Below are 18777 nucleotides of genomic sequence, written 5' to 3' on the forward strand. Positions count from 1 at the left end.
TCGTTGTTTATAATATTTAGGATTCATCTATGACTTTATCATAGTTTTTGCTCAATATGATGAGGGTATTTAAGGTGGGGTCGTTTAAAGAGTTAATCTGTTCATTTATCAGCTTTAACTCTTCTGTGTTTTCCGGCACCTCGTCTAAGGCAAATAACTCCAATAATGCCTTTACAGCTTCGGTATCATTGCTAGCGGCTCCTATACTATTGTCGAGATTAAATTCCTGGTCAGAAACTTGCTGCTTATACGATTCTTTCGGGGAAGTTTGGGTAATATTAGGTATCACATTGGATGTAATAGTATAAATATTATCATTGGGTTTACCGAGATTGTCTGTTATTCCATATGTTATTTTATTAAACAAATTTTCAAACTCTTTTATGTGGTCATCCACAAGATTTTTTTCTGAGTAGGCATTTTTTAAAGCCGTTTTCCAAGACTTACCTTCTTGAATCTGCATAATATACAAGATTTCTTTCTTTGGCGTAAGTATATTATTAATGTCACTATCAAATGATGCATTAATTATTTTTAATGACAAGTCTCTGTCTGATTTTATCTGTTTTAGATTATTAAAGAAACCCGTAATTTTTCCCTTTATGTTATTTTTGTCAAATGGAGGATTTTTAAAGGCATGGGCAATTTCTTGTAAAGCAGACCTGTTCACGTTATAGGTATCTGAGGCTTTTTTTACATATAAATCGGATAATTGATTACGGAACTCATCTCTATCCGTAGGATTAATAAGCTCCTCATAATTGGTGTGCATATCTTTATCGAATCTAAATTCGTCTTTCTTGTAATTCTTATAAACACTCCTTGCATGAAAGGCCGAGAAGATAGCGTTTACAATAAATTCTTCTGTCCAATTGAAATTCATGTCTTTTCCACTTATTAAACTGCTTGCTCCTGCTCCTGCAAAGTCGGCAATGACAGACGCGCCGGTGTTAGCAAATCCCACACCCAGAGATTTGATAACGGCATTGGCTCCTGGTTTTAGCAGGGAATTGGCTATTAATGGAATAAAATTTCCAGTGCCCCCTAGCACACCTCCAGCAACACCTCCAGACAATGCGCCATACGAGACATCAAATCCACTAAAGTCTTCCAACTTTTTTTCTGTAAGCCCAATATCAATTAACTGCACACCAGCGGAGGCTAAAGTTCCTCCGGCAGCTCCAGTGCCTACGCCAATCAACACACGAGCTCCTAGACCTAACGCTTTAGCCGTATTACCAACAATTGCAGCGGCACCAAGCCCTGGAATTAAACATAATGCAATGGAAGCAGCAATATCAATCCCAACCTGAGTCCAAAAAGCCTTCTGCTTAGTGTTCTTATCAAATTCTACCAGATTGTTTATATAGTTAGTAAATGAAGATTGGTAATTCTTAATAATAGATACTAACTTTTCTTTTTCATTAAGAAAATCTTTTAATGAATGATTTTTATAATAGTCACTGGTCGCATAGTATAAGAGAAGAGTTCCTAAAGATTCACAATATTTTATACAAGTGTACATAGACTCTGATAGCATTGTATAGGTATTTATCATGAAATCAAAATGGTCGTCACTAACCCATAGGTCATAAAAAAGGGATTCTTCATTATGATTTTGTATTTCTTGTAAGACCTTATCAAGACCTAATTTTAATTGCCAAAGAGGTATTCTGACATTGGAGCAATAGTTGGCCAAATCAAGAGTCTGATTCATTAGATATTGCTCAAATTCATAAGAAAAACGATTGTAACCTTCATCGATATCACATAACTCTTTCTGTCTTTTTTCAAAGATGGCGTGAAGATAATCTAAAGATGTGTCTAAATTTTGTATTTTTTCATCAAAGGCTGTCTTGTCTAAATTCTTTTCTTTATCTTCTGTATTCCGGTTGTGTAACTTCTGAGTCCTATCTTGCAATTTCTGTATTTCTTTTTTTATAGTCGTCAAATTAAAATCATCATAGAACAGAAGGATTGATGGATATGGCTCAAAAGGTAATATCACAGGAAATACTTTTTTAGCTATACCTTTATGTTTCTTATGTAACCTCTCGACAAAATTAGTTTGAGCATTATGATAGTTATATAAATTAGAAAGTCGCTGATAAAGATAACTTATGTTTTTCTTGACGTGCCTATTGCGAATCTTCGAAGTTAGGGTACTTTTATCATCAAAAAAGGACTCTTCTGAGGGTTTGAAGTCACTATCTTGAAAACCCGAGAGATTGTACGATGTGAAATCACTTTTGGAATCATCCATCTCCTCAGTAAAATCAAACTCATTCTTGGGCTTACGGCCAATCATATCACTTTGTTGAAGTGTATGAGTCAACTCATGAGCAATGAGATGTTGTCCCATTTTCGTGCCAGGAGAAAACTCGCCACGCCCTAAGAAAATGTCTTGACCATATGTAAAAGCTTTGGAATGGAGGTTGGTGTTCATCTCGGCAGCTTTGTTGTCAGTATGAATACGGACACCTGAGAAATCAGCACCAAAACTGCTCTCCATACGAGAGCGAAGAACATTAGGCAGAGGTTCTCCACAATGTGAACTCTTGATTTTAGATTCCATTTCTTCATCTATCTGAATACCGGAAGGATTGCTGGCACGACGAGAAATAAAATGACCAAGTGAAAAAACACGGGAGGGACGAGATTTTCCACCATCTGCACCTGCAGCAAAAGACAGATTCGTCACATAATCAGCCATAAGGTCAGCTTCTCGTTCATACATATCACCCGCTTCGGTGCAGTCGAGTTTAGGTTGAACAATTACTTGGCGTGATGAGAATGTCGGAATGTGAATGTTACTATCACTCTTCCTTGTTTCATCATTTTTCTTGTTATACTTCTTTTGTGCTCTAATAGTCGAAAAGGCTGTGCCCACAGTATGCTAAATTTTTCGGTTAGTATTATTTTCTCTTAGTCTGAAGGTAATTCTTCGCTCTTGTCTAGCATTTGCAATGACACCTTATTAACTTAGTTGCCGGCAAATATACAAATAAAAATTTAATAAAGCAAGCATTTTTCTATAAAAATATCTTTTTTTCCAATAGTGTCCTAAATAATTTTCAAAAAAGTGAAGGAAGTTGTTTTCACTAATTCAAAAAAGTATTATCTTAGTGTTCGTTCAAAACCAAAACTTCCTTCATTGCAAAGATAACACTTTTCGCTCAAGTAATCCAAAAATTACCGAAAGATTTAATCAAATCTCTGATTAAAAAGCATGGAACGGACAAATATTCCAAGGGTTTTAACACATGGAGTCACCTTGTGAGCATGATATTCTGTCAGTTCGCCGACTGCGTATCCCTGCGTGAAATAAGTAACGGTCTATACTCTGCCAATGGCAACCTGAATCATTTGGGTATTCTCCGCGCTCCCTCGAAGTCAAACATCGCTTATCAGAATGAGAAACGCTCCTGCGCATTCTTTCGCGAATGTTATTACAAGTTGCTGAATCATTTCGGACAGCAGGTTCGATTTTCGGGACGTAAGTTCCGTTTCAAGAATGCCGTCTATGCCCTTGATTCCACAATCATCACCCTTTGTGCCGAGGTGTACGATTGGGCGCACTACACCCATTCAAAGGGAGCCGTGAAACTGCACACGTTACTGAATTTCATGACGCTGCTTCCTGAATATGTGCATATTACGGATGGAAAGGTGGCAGATAATACTGCCGCAAGGCATGTAGAGGTAAAGCCCGGAAGTATCGTTGTGAGCGACCGAGGATACTTTGACACGCGCCTTCTGAACATTTGGGACAGCATAAAGGTGTTCTTTGTAGTCAGAGTCAGGGACAACCTGCTATATAAGCGAATTGAAGAGCGTGAATTGCCTGACAACGCTTACCAGGAAGTACTCATTGATGAGATAGTGATACTCAAAGGAAACGAAACAGTCGAACAATACCCCAAGCCCATACGGAGAATTGCCGTGTACAATGCAGAACACGGATTTACAATAGAACTACTCACCAACAATATGAAACTTTCCGCAGGAACAATTGCCGGATTGTACAAGGCAAGATGGGATATTGAGGTCTTCTTCCGAAACCTAAAGCAGAACTTTCATATAAAGAGTTTTGTCGGAACATCATCAAATGCCGTAGAGATACAGATGTGGACGGCACTCATCACCATATTGCTCTTTGCCGTGCTCAAACAGCAGGCAACATACAAATGGCACTTCTCGAATCTTGTTTCATCGCTAAGGCTCAACACATTTACGAAAATCGACCTGTATCAATGGATTAACAAGCCATTCACGCCACCGCCAGAGAACGAATTTGAAACATAGGGGGGTATGTGCTGTTTAACGTTGGAACAAAATATGTCAAATTATTACTGATGCGATAAAATCGCGTTAAGTTATACATTATCAAAAAGAGTGAGTTCTTTGACATATTGATTGAGACTGACAGATTCGCATGGCTTGGTGATGATTTCTCTGAGTGAAGTCTTCTCCAAGGCTGATATTCTTATCAGCGTGGCCACCTCGGTGATGGAATATGGACTTTTGTAGTCCGCCTTGATTCTGGCTATAATCAGATAAGCGATGATTGCTATCCACAAATGGGTGCGCACGGCATTCTCGGAGTATCCCCACAGGGTCTTCACTACAATGTTCTGCTTGACCCATTTGAAGAAAACTTCAATATCCCATCTGTGTCTGTACAGGCAAGCCACTTCCAATGCGCTGATTTCGAAGTTGTTCGTAATGAATACGATTTCTTCTTCGGCTTCTTCATCATAGATGCAGACTGCGCGTATCGGCTCTGGATAGAGGGCAACCGTCTTGGTGGTCAGGCGAATGGTGAAAATCACCTATGATACCACCTTCCACATCGGAAGCGCTCAGTTTCCTGTGTCCTAAGACTTCATATTTCATGTTCTCCTTCGGACGGCTTACCCAGTAAGCACCTGCCAAGTGGAAACGGAACAGTGCGTCGAAGTCGACATAAGCCTTGTCCATCATATAGAAGGCGAAAGGCTCAGGTTCGAGGACATCCAGTTCGTTGCTGTCATGCCATCTGCCATTGGTTATATGAATGTTGGCAGGAATGCTGCCTCGCAGATCCAGCAGCGTATGTATCTTCACAGCACCCCGGCTGTATTTCCCCAAGGCCCATGTAGCCAGTTTTATACTGGTGGAGATGGTTGTGGAATCAAGTGCATAGAGGACATTGTCGACGGTTATCTCTGGAATAGAAGTCTTTGCATACAACGGCCTTACAACGCTGATGAGATATGTTCCCAATTCCTCGTATATGCGATAGTCCCGCTTCTCGTTGGCACGGGAGAGTGACGACTGGTTGACGGTATTTCGAAAACCAATGTGATAGAGAATCGGTTTATGTGCTTCGAGGCACATGCATACGCGAGTTCGGGATAATTTTAGCATGAAAAGAGTTCCAACTGCCTTGATTTTTCCACATATACAGGCAGTGCCTCCGGCTTATTCTCAAAAAAACAATATGCCGTAAGTGCAGAACATAGATTCATGATAAAGTTATGTATGGAACGGTGTCGTGAATGTACAAGGTTTGCTTTGTTCTTTAGAAGTTCATTAATGCATTCGATGATATATCTTTTTCTCAGCATAATCTTGTCCCATATAGGCATAAGTTTATTCTTCATTCTTGCTTTAAGTCCATGCACAAGTTGAATACCTTGACTGAACAGATTCTCGAAGAGTTCCTGCTTGATGTAGCCTCTGTCAGCAAAAACCTTTCCGTAGAGAACCTTTGCAAATACCGTCCACACTCTACTATCCCTGTCATCTACGTTTGCTCCTGTAAGACAGAATGTTATCACTTCACCGGAATCATTGCAAAGCAGATGCAGTTTGAATCCAGGGCACCAACCCATGGTACCCTTTCCGTTCTTGGCGAACCCTGCAAAGACCTTGTTAAAGTACCGTCTTACATTGTGACATACAGGAATCATCGTACTGTCAACGAACGTTATACCTGTACATTTGCCGAAGGCATGGAGTTTCATGAACAACATCATCTTAAAGAACACACGGGGCATGAGTTCTACAAAACGATTATAGGAGACGGCTGCAGGGAATTCATGCCTGAGCCACCCACGGATACAGTTCCGGTAATACTCCTTGAAATTACGATATGTACCGAAATGATAGCATACAAGGATGGTCATAATTTCACTTTCAGAAAGCCTTCCCTTACGATTCCTAAAACGTTTTCCATTGCTATTATAGGAAGGTAAACATAGGTTTTTACTCAGTTCAACATTCAAATTCTTGTCAAACTCATCAATAATACAGAAAATTTCTATAACTTTGTCTTTGGTAATCATCGCTTGGTTGTTTTGTAAGTTATTGATTTACAACCATAAAGTTACAAAAAACTAACGAGATTACCAACTTTTATAGAGACTTTCTTAACCCGAACTCGCGTATTTTTATAGTCTTTTTTTTAGCTCGTACATATCAACAGAGTTGATACCTCCGATACAGAGCGATAGAAGAGCTACGTCTCTACTAAGCTCTGGCAAGGAAGAAATCATCTAATATTTTAGTTTTGGGAAGAGGTCTATTAAAGAACTCACGGCACGCTTCGGCACTAATAGCTTTCTGAACGGAATTATCCGATTTTGGGATAGATATTTTTGAGCCAAGGGTTAAACTTAATTCGGGTTACACCTCTTTCTTCGTCATTCAAATCTGCAATAGCAGCTTTGAAGATTTGACGGATGTTCGTAGGGTACATTTCTTTTGCTCGGCTTGTTTGAGACAAACTTTCAATCCTCTTTTTAAGAATGGTAGAAGTCAAAAGGCTAAACATAAGTCGATTCGTTCCTATGTAGCGTTCAAGATGTGATACTGCGAGCTTGTAGTTTTTGGCGGTTCTATGGCGACTTTCCTTTTCCATTTTATCAATGAACGATTTTGCATACTCGCTAAAACAAACTTCTTCATCTGTCTTCTGCAAATAATCCAAGACATCCTTGACATCCCAAAGAGAAACGTCAGTTCTATTCAGCCGGTCAGTGTACTGGCGAATGAGCATCGAACAATACTCGTTGACCATCGGGTCGGTCAATTCACCTTTACTATCAATGTGTGCCGCATCAATGATTTTATTCGTCTTGATGTAGCCCGGCTTTCTGTTGTGAACAATGCGAATGTACACGGAAAAGAAGCCGTCTGTACATGGTTTTCGCACCACTGCTTTTAATGTAATCATATACAATTATTTAATGAGTTAAAACTTGGTGTAAGCAGGTGTAAGCAAAGGTACCTTTTGGTGTAAGCAGAGAGTAAGCAAATACGTTCATTTGGCTCATTTTTTGCGGTCAAATACACGAACCGCCCAAGCGCAAATCAGGCTGTAAATACTGCTATTGCAGTGATTTACAACCTGATATTAGTATTTATTTACTTTGAGTATTATTCCTCTATTGCTGCCTGTGCTGCTGCCAAACGTGCTATTGGAACTCGGAATGGAGAGCATGAAGCATAATCCATACCTATCTTTGCACAGAACTTAACTGAACTTGGCTCACCGCCGTGCTCGCCACAAATACCGCAACGGAGTCCCGGACGAGCATCACGTCCTTCCTTAACAGCATATTTTATCAGTCTGCCCACACCCTCTTGGTCGAGAACTTGGAACGGGTCAACCTTCAAAATTTTCTTGTCAAGATATACTGGCAAGAAAGAAGCAATGTCATCACGGCTGTAACCGAAGGTCATCTGAGTCAGGTCGTTTGTACCGAATGAGAAATACTGTGCCTCTTTTGCAATCAGGTCGGCTGTCAATGCTGCACGCGGTATCTCAATCATTGTACCAACCTCATATTCAACCTCAATACCATATTCTGCGAACACTTGCTTAGCTGTTGCATATATAATATCTTTCTGTTGTTTCAACTCGTGATAAGTACCAATCAGGGGAACCATTATTTCCGGCATAGGATTCTTGCCTTCCTTCTTCAACTCGCATGCAGCACCAAGGATTGCACGTGTCTGCATTGCTGTGATTTCAGGGAAAGTAATCCCCAAACGACATCCACGGTGACCGAGCATTGGGTTGTTCTCTGCCAAAGAGTCTACACGATGCTTGATAGTGGTAATGTCAACACCCATTTCTTTCGCCATAATCTCCTGACCTGCATTATCATGCGGAACGAATTCATGGAGTGGTGGGTCAAGAAGACGTATATTAACAGGCAGACCGTCCATTGCCTCAAGAATGCCCTTGAAATCTGCCTTTTGATATGGCAATAACTTAGCCAAAGCCTTCTCGCGACCTTCCACGTTTTCAGAAAGAATCATCTCGCGCATTGCGATAATCTTCTTATCTTCAAAGAACATGTGCTCAGTACGTGTAAGACCGATACCCTGTGCGCCGAACTCACGTGCCACTCGTGCATCATGCGGAGTATCTGCATTTGTACGAACCAGCAACTTTGTATATTTGTTACAAAGATCCATCAGTTCTTTGAAGTCGCCTGAAAGTTCTGCAGCCTTTGTCGGAACCTCGCCTGCATAAACCTGACCGGTAGAACCATTCAGCGAAATATATTCACCCTCTTTATAAACGACACCATCAATTTCAACAGTCTTTGACTTGTAGTCAACATTTATACCACCTGCACCAGAAACGCAGCATTTACCCATACCACGTGCAACGACAGCAGCGTGTGATGTCATACCACCACGTGCAGTAAGGATACCTTCGGCAGCAGCCATACCGGCCAAATCCTCCGGAGATGTCTCTACACGTACCATCACAACTTTGCGACCATCCTCATGCCAAGCCTTTGCGTCGTCAGCATGGAAAACAATCTGTCCGCAAGCAGCACCAGGAGAAGCAGGAAGTCCCTGTGTGATCACCTTGGCATTCATAAGAGCCTTCTTATCAAATACCGGGTGGAGCAGTTCATCGAGTTTCTGTGGCTCACAACGCATAATGGCGGTCTTCTCATCAATCATACCTTCATGCAGAAGGTCGATAGCGATTTTCACCATTGCAGTACCTGTGCGCTTACCATTACGTGTCTGTAGGAACCAAAGTTTACCTTCTTGTACTGTAAACTCCATATCCTGCATATCATGATAGTGTTGTTCAAGTTTATTCTGCAACTCATCAAGTTCTTTGTATATCTCAGGCATTGTCTCCTCCATTGAAGGATAGTTAGCCACGCGTTCCTCTTCAGAAACACCGGCACGCTCTGCCCAACGTTGCGAACCAATCTTTGTAATCTGCTGCGGTGTGCGAATACCGGCAACAACGTCCTCACCCTGTGCATTAACAAGATACTCACCATTAAACAGATTCTCGCCATTTCCGGCATCACGACTGAAGCAAACTCCTGTTGCTGAAGTTTCGCCCATGTTTCCGAATACCATTGCCATAACCGATACGGCTGTACCCCACTCGTCAGGAATACCCTCCATCTTGCGGTAAAGAATAGCACGTTCGTTCATCCAACTGCGGAACACAGCACATACTGCTCCCCACAATTGCTCTATCGGGTCGTCTGGGAAATCCTTACCTGTGCGCTCCTTAATAGCCTCCTTGAACAGTCTTACGAGGTCTTTCAGTTCCTCTACGCTCATATCCTTATCAAGTGTTATGCCACGGCGTTCTTTCACCTTTTCTATAATTTCCTCAAACGGATCTCTGTCTTCTTTGTTTACCGGCTTCATCTCAAGCACCACATCACCGTACATCTGAACGAATCGGCGATATGAATCATAAACGAAGTGCGGGTTGCCGGTTTTCTTTGTCATTCCCTCTGCTACCTCATCATTGAGACCAAGGTTAAGAATGGTGTCCATCATACCAGGCATTGAAGCACGTGCACCAGAACGAACACTGACAAGTAGCGGATTCTGTGCGTCTCCGAACTTAGAGTTCATCAGTGTCTCTATGTTCTTAACTGCAGCCATAACCTCATCATTAAGCAGGCTTATAATTTTCTCCTGACCTACCTCATAATATTCGTTACAACAGTCTGTCGTGATTGTAAAACCTGGAGGAACCGGCACTCCAATAAGATTCATTTCTGCAAGATTTGCTCCCTTGCCACCGAGTCTCTCTCTCATCGTTGCATTACCCTCGGCTTTACCATTGCCGAACAGGTAAACTCTTTTTTCACTCATAAATATTCTTTTGATTTTTCTTTGGTGTATTATTTCTTCTGCAAAAATAATAATTTAAAATAAATCACGCAAGAAAAACACAATAAAATCGCAAACCACACCTTATATTTCCTCTTTTTATAGATACTATAACGATTTTTTTAATAAATCATCCCAAATATATCTTCCAAAATAAGAAAGTATTTACGAATGATTAACGGCAATTCTTGCTCAAAATATTTTACGAGAACGGATGTAAATTTGTACATAATAATTAGAATAAACAGTGGATATAAATAATTATGTTTCCCATAATTGAATTTGTACGAGAAAATATTTGTTATTACAAAAAACTTTTTTACCTTTGCCAATAATAATCAATAAAAGAAACGATATGGCCGACGAATGTCATGGTATATAACAAGATATATTTTATGGCACAGTCTTCGTTTTAACGGAATATTACCTATTTATAACTTTTGTTCAACAGGATTTATTCGATTATGAAGAAAACAAATATAACAACATTCCTTATTATCATCACAGCAATTATGTGTGGTGCACTGCATTCACAGGCACAAACCAAAGAAGCATATGCCGTAAAAAACGATTCTACTTTAACTTTCTATTATGACACACATCGGACATCACGCAACGGAATCAAATATGACATGCCCGCTGCTTCTGATGACGCACCGGTTTGGACAGGCTCGGGTATGTGTTATAACACCGATATTAAAAGAGCAGTATTCGATGTATCGTTCAAAGAATTCCGTCTTACTAGTACATACGATTGGTTTGCATATTGCTCAACCTTGAAAGAAATTATAGGAATGGAATATCTAAATACGGAGGATGTAAGCGATATGAGTAAAATGTTCTCCGGCTGTTTTTCATTGACATCAATAGACCTTTCCAATTTCAACACGAAGAAAGTTACAGATATGAGCGAGATGTTCTATTGTTGTGAAGCACTAACATCACTTGATGTATCTAGTTTCAATACGGAGAACGTAACATCTATGTATGGAATGTTCAACAGTTGCAATGCTTTAAAAGCACTAAATCTTTCAAACTTCAATACAGGAAAAGTGACCAATATGAATGCTATGTTCTACTGCTGCTATTCCTTAAAGGAACTAAACCTATCGAATTTCAACACAGAGAATGTAACATCAATGGATGGTATGTTTTATAGGTGCAATACTTTAACGACATTAAATCTATCGAATTTCAATACAGAGAAAGTAACAAACACAAAATCCATGTTTTATGATTGCAAATCTCTGACCTCACTAAATCTATCGAATTTTAATATTAATAAAGCGAGGGAAATGGGATACATGTTTGATAGATGCAAAGAACTTACCACAATATTCTGTGATTATACTTGGATATGCGAAACCTCGGCAGAGATGTTCGGTAGTTGTACAAAACTTATTGGTACTGTACCGTTTGATGACAACTATACCGATGTATCAATGGCTAATCCAGACAAAGGATATTTCACGAAGGTCTATAAACAAGCATATGCTGTAGAAGAAGGGACAATACTAACATTCTACTACGACACAAAGCAGTCGTCTAGAACAGGTACGACATATAGTATACCCACCTCTTCTGATGAGAAACCAGCTTGGGCAGGAACAACAAATAAAAAAAACACCGTGATTACCAAAGCCGTATTCGACGAATCTTTCAAGACTTTATGTCTTACGGGTACATACAGTTGGTTTGCATATTGCACAGCCTTAAAAGAAATTGTGGGGATGGAATATCTAAATACGGAGAATGTAAGCGACATGAGCGAGATGTTCTCCGACTGTTCTTCATTGACATCAATAAACCTGTCGGAATTCAATACAGGGAAAACAACCAACATGAATTCTATGTTCAAAAATTGCAAGAATATAAATACAATATATTGTAATGACACATGGATATGTAACAAATCTGAAATGATGTTCAGCGGTTGCACCAAACTTGTTGGTGCAGTACCATACAATGCAAGTAATATTGATGTTACAATGGCTAATCCGAATAACGGATATTTCACAAAAACAAGACAGGCCTATGCCGTGGAAGATGGTTCTACATTAACATTCTACTACGACACCCGGCGGGCATCGCGAAGCGGAACAATATATGAAATGCCGGAAAAGCCGAATATAAAACCGGGTTGGACCGGAACAAGCGAGAATTGTAACTCCCGAATCAATAAAGCCGTATTCGATGAATCGTTTAAGGATTTTCGTCTATCAAGTACATTCTATTGGTTTGCATGGTGTTTAACCTTGACAGAGATCGTAGGGATGGAAAATCTAAATACCGAGGATGTTACAAACATGAGAAATATGTTCTCAAATTGCTCGAAACTTAATTCTCTCGACCTATCGAATTTCAACACTAAGAAAGTGACAGATATGAGCGAGATGTTCAACCATTGTTCAAGACTTAACTCGCTCGACCTATCAAATTTCAATACAGAAAATGTTACTGATATGAACAAGATGTTTTTGTATTGCAGATCCCTTACTTCTATCAACTTATCAAGTTTCAATACTGCAAATGTGAGCGACATGAGTTATATGTTTTGCGGTTGTAGTGCCTTGAAATCACTTGATTTATCAACTTTCCGCACAGAGAAAGTGAACAATATATGTGGAATGTTCATAGATTGCCAATCTTTGACATCATTAGACCTTTCAAAATTCAATACAGAGAAAGTAACCAATATGAGATATTTGTTCAACAATTGTAAATTCTTAACATCACTCGACATCTCGAATTTCAATACAGAAAAAGTCATAGATATGAGTGCGATATTCTGCAATTGCATGTCACTTACCTCACTTAACATCTCGAATTTCAATACAGAAAATGTTATAGATATGAGTTCGATGTTCAGCAATTGTCGGTCTCTAAAATCACTTGACATATCAAAATTAAATACGCATAAAGTGATTTATATGGATGCCATGTTCTCAGATTGTTCATCCCTTACATCACTTGACTTATCAAATTTCAAAACAGATAATGTAATCGACATGGGTGGGATGTTCTTAAACTGTAAATCCATTACATCTCTCGACCTATCAAAATTTAATACGCAAAAAGTTACAGAGATGAGAAATATGTTCAGCAAATGCCTTTCACTTATTTCGCTCAACCTATCAAACTTAAATACCGAAAAAGTGACCAATACTTTCGGCATGTTCTCAGAATGTAAATCTCTGACATCACTCGACCTATCGAGTTTCAATACTCATGAAGTAACTGATATGGAAGGAATGTTTTACGAATGCAATGCATTAACTACAATATACTGCAACGATACATGGAAATGTGAACTTTCAAGTAATATGTTCAATGGTTGTACAAAACTTGTCGGTGCTATACCGTACGACGAAAATAAGACAGATGCAACAATGGCTAATCCAGATACTGGATATTTCACAAGTAATGCCCCAAGTGGAGTAGAAACAGGCACAGAAGAAAATGTTACGATAACAGAAATATATACAGCCCACGGACAACGGATACCTGAACCGCAACGAGGACTGAACATCCTGCGGATGAGCAACGGAATGATACGCAAAGTAATAAAAAAATGATATAAACTAACGTGAATCTGTCTGATTTATACGCAAATGGTACGTAAATAATTGGGACAGGTATGCTTTACCATCGAATTAGAGCGATTTATAGTTATAAAAATGGTGCGAAATGTTTGACAATTAAACATTTTTAATTATCTTTGCCAACAATTAGCGAGACAGGTTTATAAGCATAACAGAATAGACCGTAACAACGCTTATGTAAAAGAATGACAAGGAAAAAGAAACCATTACCATTACTTGAGAATATAACAATCACAGACTGTGCTGCCGAAGGGAAAGCACTTGCAAGGATAGACGACTTGGTGGTATTCGTACCATTTTGCGTACCCGGTGACGTGGTTGACATACAATTGAGAAAGAAAAAGCATAGTTATGCCGAAGGAGAGGTCGTGAGATTCGTGAAGAAGAGCGATGTTCGACAAGAAGCGATGTGCCAACATTTCGGCATATGCGGTGGCTGCAAGTGGCAGACGCTACCCTACCACGAACAAATCAAGATGAAGCAAAAGCAAGTGAGCGACCAACTGCGCCGCATAGGTAAAATAGAGATCCCGGAGATAACTCCGATATTAGGAAGTAAACATGCACGAGAATATCGCAACAAACTGGAGTTCGGATGCTCAAACAAGAGGTGGAGAACATGGGAGGAGATGAAAGAAACAGCCCTTGCAGAGCCGAACAAACCGGAGGGCGCAATAGGTTTCCATATCACAGGTGCTTTCGACAAGATTTTGCCAATAGAGAATTGTCATCTTATGCACCCTCTAAACAACGAGATACGTAACTCCATACGCGATTTTGCATACGCTACGGGCATGACTTTCTATGACCTTAGACAACAGCACGGACTGTTGAGAGGTATCATGATAAGAAACTCAAACACAGGAGAATGGATGGTAATGGTGCAGTTTCACTTTGAAGAACAAGACGACGAACAACGTGCAATGACTCTGATGCAACACATCGCCGAAACATTCCCTCAGGTGACATCATTGCTATGGGTAGATAACCAGAAATGCAACGACACTTTCAACGACCTAAACCTCAATCTTTTCAAAGGCAATGACCACATATTTGAACTTATGGAAAACCTAAAGTTTAAGGTTGGCGCAAAGAGTTTCTACCAGACAAATACCGAACAGGCATACGAACTATACAAAGTCGCAAGAAACTTTGCCTTTGCCGATACCGACGATGGCAAGCCATTGGTCTATGACCTATACACCGGCACCGGCACGATAGCAAATTTCGTAGCGCACCATGCACGCAAGGTTATCGGTATAGAATATGTTCCGGAGGCTATAGAAGACGCAAAGGTGAATTCTGAAATAAACGGTATCAACAACACCTTGTTTTATGCCGGAGACATGAAAGATATCCTGAACGAAGACTTCATAAACGAGCACGGCAAGCCCGACATTATCATTACCGACCCACCACGTGCAGGCATGCACCCCGATGTGGTGGAAACGATTATCAAGGCGCAGCCGAAAGTGATTGTATATGTAAGTTGCAACCCTGCGACACAGGCACGCGATCTGCAACTACTCGACAACGACTACTACGTGACCGATGTTCAGCCGGTGGACATGTTCCCACATACACCACACGTGGAGAATGTCGTAAGACTGGTAAGGAGACATAGATAAATAAAACATATTTTTATTAACTATCAAAAAATCAAAACTATGAGAAAGTTATTTTTAGCATTAGCATTGCTACTTATTTCGGTATCGACAGTAAGTGCACAAGAAAAACAACAACTTTTCAGCCCGATTAAGTTCAACGGATATTTCATAGGATATTACCGATACAATGGGCAGAAAGAGAACGTTAGCAACGGCTTTGATTTCCGCCTACTACGTGTAATAGCAAGTGGAAGAATTCTCGAAGATTTTGAATGGAGATTCCAAGCACAGGTTACGGGTAACACTGAGACACTGGGCAAGTCGCCACGAATGATTGACATGAGTCTGGAATGGCAACGCTTCCCCGAGTTCAGGGTAAAGTTGGGACAGTATAAGATACCTTTCACGTTTGAAAACCCAGAGCATCCGCTATATATCGGCTTCATGGATAACGCACAAGCCATCTGTAAACTCTCACAATACACCGACCGAACGGGTATTCACAGCAGCAACGGTTGCGATGTAGGTTTACAGATTCAAGGTGACCTATTCCCCAATGCCGATGGTCATCGCCTGCTACATTATCAAATAGGAGTATTCAACGGTCAGGGTATTAACACACCGGACGTTGGCAATCAGAAAGACATCATTGGCGGTGCATGGGTTTCACCGACACCGGGGCTGCGAATCGGAGCATTCGGATGGACCGGTTCTTATGCACGCAAGAGTGGTGCCCTATTTGCAAAAGTGGATCGCCGACGTTATGCTTTATCAGCAGAATACGATCATGACGATTGGGTGTTCCGCTCAGAGTATATCCACTCCACCGGAGGCAAGTTCAATACCGTAGTCAACAAGGACGGCAGTGCCGGCGACCTTACCATCAACGAGGCCGCAGGTAACAAGGCAGATGGATTCTATGTTATGGCAAGTGCACCAATAGTCAAACAGAAAGCGAACATAAAAGCACGCTACGACGTTTACCGCGACCGCGCCGACATGGCATCATCAAGAACAATGTATGAGATAGAAGCAAACTACATGTTCACTAAAAACATAACATTTTCTTTGGAATATGCTTTTGTAAACGACCGCAACATCCCAAATCCCGACAATCACAACTACAGCATTCTGGAGGCACGTATGGGAGTTTGTTTCTGAGAATACTAACGATTAATTAAAATTAAAGAGTATGATTCCTAACGTATTTTGGCTCGTTCCGATAGCATCGGTCGCAGCCCTTGTTATGGCTTGGTACTTCTTCCGCCAGATGATGAAAGAAGAAGAGGGTACACCACGAATGATTGAGATAGCGGAGTATGTGCGCAGTGGCGCAATGGCTTATCTGAGACAGCAATACAAAGTTGTGCTGATTGTGTTCATCGTATTGGCATTGATATTCGCATTCATGGCCTATGTACTGAAAGTTCAGAACGAATGGGTTCCTTTCGCTTTCCTTACCGGAGGACTTTTCTCCGGACTTGCAGGCTTCTTCGGAATGAAGACAGCCACATACGCCAGTGCCCGCACGGCCAATGCCGCCAGAAAGAGTCTTGATGGCGGACTACGTATAGCCTTCCGTTCCGGTGCCGTAATGGGACTGGTCGTTGTAGGTCTCGGATTGCTCGACATCGCCATTTGGTTTCTCATTCTCAACGCTTTCTATCAAGGCGAGAACACTGCACTGATAACGATAACGACAACCATGCTCACATTCGGAATGGGAGCATCTACACAAGCCCTGTTTGCCAGAGTGGGCGGAGGAATATATACCAAGGCTGCCGACGTGGGAGCCGACCTCGTGGGAAAAGTAGAAGCAAACATACCCGAAGACGACCCACGCAATCCTGCCACAATAGCCGATAACGTTGGCGACAACGTCGGCGATGTAGCCGGAATGGGTGCCGACCTTTACGAAAGTTACTGCGGAAGCATCCTTTCCACTGCTGCACTCGGAGCAACAGCATTCGCAATAAACAGTGATATGCAACTGCGCGCCGTAATAGCGCCGATGATTATTGCTGCCGCCGGCGTGTTTTTGTCGCTCATAGGAATATTCCTCGTGCGCACCAAGGAGGGAGCAACGATGAAAGACCTGCTCCACTCACTTGGTCTGGGCACCAACATTTCGGCCTTGCTCATTGCCTTTGCCTCATTTGCAATACTCTATTTGCTGAAGCTCGACAACTGGATAGGCATATCATTCTCTGTCGTAACAGGTCTTGCAGCAGGAGTAATAATTGGTCAGGCAACAGAATATTACACATCACATAGTTACAAACCCACACAGGGCATTTCAGAAGCATCGCAGACCGGCTCGGCTACAGTTATTATAAAAGGTATCGGAACTGGTATGATTTCAACCATGATACCGGTTGTTACCATTTCGGTGGCCATAATGTTGAGTTATCTCTGTGCCAACGGATTTGATATGTCAATGAGTGCCGAGAGCATTTCGAGAGGACTTTACGGAATAGGTATTGCCGCAGTGGGAATGTTGTCAACGCTTGGCATAACACTTGCCACCGATGCTTACGGTCCGATAGCCGACAACGCCGGAGGTAATGCAGAGATGAGCGAACTCGGAGAAGAGGTGCGCCATCGTACAGATGCACTCGATGCACTCGGCAACACAACCGCCGCCACAGGCAAAGGATTTGCCATAGGTTCTGCAGCACTCACCGCATTGGCTCTGCTGGCATCGTATATAGAGGAGATAAAGATTGCAATGGCACGTGCCGTTGAGCACGGAGCAGTTTATATTGACTCACTCGGTAACAAGTTCGACCCTTCAACGGCTAACATGAACGACTTCATGCAATTCTTCCAAGTAACGCTAATCAATCCGAAAGTACTTGTAGGAGCGTTCATCGGGGCAATGGCCGCATTCCTCTTCTCAGGAATAACAATGGGAGCCGTGGGGCGTGCAGCAGGCAGCATGGTTGACGAAGTGCGCCGTCAGTTCCGCGAAATAAAAGGCATTCTTGAAGGCAAAGCGACACCCGACTATGGTCGTTGCGTGGAGATTTCTACACGTTCGGCACAGCGCGAGATGATATTCCCATCACTGCTCGCCATAGCAATACCGGTGATAGTGGGTTGCGTGCTTGGCGTTGCGGGCGTACTCGGACTGCTTGTTGGCGGTCTTGCAGCAGGATTTACGCTGGCCATATTCATGGCAAATGCCGGAGGTGCATGGGACAATGCCAAGAAAATGGTTGAAGAGGGTCATTTCGGAGGCAAAGGCTCCGACTGTCATAAGGCCACAATCGTGGGCGATACGGTAGGCGACCCATTCAAGGACACGAGCGGCCCGGCACTTAACATCCTTATAAAACTAATGTCTATGGTGAGTATCGTAATGGCCGGACTGACCGTTGCGTGCATCATCTGACAAATATGAACTT

General features: G+C 41.5%; 10 protein-coding genes and 1 pseudogene. 5 read left to right on the forward strand and 6 right to left on the reverse strand.

The features are described from left to right. Positions 1-16 precede the first annotated feature (16 nt). Positions 17-2890, reverse strand: a complete 2874-nt coding sequence (locus EHV08_RS00700; protein ID WP_126677535.1) for an eCIS core domain-containing protein — start codon at positions 2888-2890, stop codon at positions 17-19. Between the two features lie 263 nt (positions 2891-3153). Between EHV08_RS00700 and EHV08_RS00705 the strand changes: the two genes are divergently transcribed. After that, entirely contained in the window at positions 3154-4305 is a 1152-nt protein-coding gene (locus EHV08_RS00705) for an IS4 family transposase (protein WP_126677536.1), read from the forward strand. Positions 4306-4376: 71 nt separating this feature from the next. Here the strand turns inward: EHV08_RS00705 and EHV08_RS11760 are convergent, their stop codons facing one another. The 5 genes and pseudogenes from EHV08_RS11760 to ppdK all read right to left on the reverse strand — a co-directional run bounded on the left by EHV08_RS11760 (position 4377) and on the right by ppdK (position 10143). Next, entirely contained in the window at positions 4377-4832 is a 456-nt protein-coding gene (locus EHV08_RS11760) for a transposase (protein ID WP_262707375.1), read from the reverse strand. Continuing rightward, a complete protein-coding gene (locus EHV08_RS11765) occupies positions 4756-5379 on the reverse strand; it encodes a transposase (protein WP_262707376.1) in 624 nt (207 codons plus the stop codon). The genes EHV08_RS11760 and EHV08_RS11765 overlap by 77 nt, the downstream gene beginning before the upstream one ends. 23 nt (positions 5380-5402) lie before the next feature. Continuing rightward, positions 5403-6329, reverse strand: coding sequence for an IS982 family transposase (locus tag EHV08_RS00715; RefSeq protein WP_126677537.1), 927 nt, complete (start codon positions 6327-6329; stop codon positions 5403-5405). A gap of 114 nt (positions 6330-6443) precedes the next feature. After that, positions 6444-7219 (reverse strand): annotated as a pseudogene (locus EHV08_RS00720) (phage integrase SAM-like domain-containing protein); the annotation flags it as partial. Between the two features lie 203 nt (positions 7220-7422). Next, positions 7423-10143 carry a pyruvate, phosphate dikinase gene (gene ppdK / locus EHV08_RS00725; protein WP_126677538.1) on the reverse strand — a complete coding sequence of 907 codons (2721 nt, stop codon included), beginning with the start codon at positions 10141-10143 and terminating at the stop codon, positions 7423-7425. A gap of 482 nt (positions 10144-10625) precedes the next feature. Between ppdK and EHV08_RS00730 the strand changes: the two genes are divergently transcribed. The 4 genes from EHV08_RS00730 to EHV08_RS00745 all read left to right on the forward strand — a co-directional run bounded on the left by EHV08_RS00730 (position 10626) and on the right by EHV08_RS00745 (position 18764). After that, positions 10626-13736, forward strand: a complete 3111-nt coding sequence (locus tag EHV08_RS00730) for a BspA family leucine-rich repeat surface protein (protein ID WP_126677539.1) — start codon at positions 10626-10628, stop codon at positions 13734-13736. Positions 13737-13948: 212 nt separating this feature from the next. Next, positions 13949-15391 (forward strand): 23S rRNA (uracil(1939)-C(5))-methyltransferase RlmD, encoded by a 1443-nt coding sequence (gene rlmD / locus EHV08_RS00735; protein ID WP_126677540.1) that lies wholly within the window; start codon positions 13949-13951, stop codon positions 15389-15391. A gap of 39 nt (positions 15392-15430) precedes the next feature. Further along, positions 15431-16531, forward strand: coding sequence for a porin (locus EHV08_RS00740; protein WP_126677541.1), 1101 nt, complete (start codon positions 15431-15433; stop codon positions 16529-16531). Between the two features lie 31 nt (positions 16532-16562). Then, positions 16563-18764 (forward strand): sodium-translocating pyrophosphatase, encoded by a 2202-nt coding sequence (locus tag EHV08_RS00745; protein WP_126677542.1) that lies wholly within the window; start codon positions 16563-16565, stop codon positions 18762-18764. The last annotated feature ends 13 nt before the right edge of the window (positions 18765-18777 follow it).

Origin of the sequence: Prevotella koreensis (genome assembly GCF_003977605.1) — a bacterium.
Taxonomy (GTDB): domain Bacteria; phylum Bacteroidota; class Bacteroidia; order Bacteroidales; family Bacteroidaceae; genus Prevotella; species Prevotella koreensis.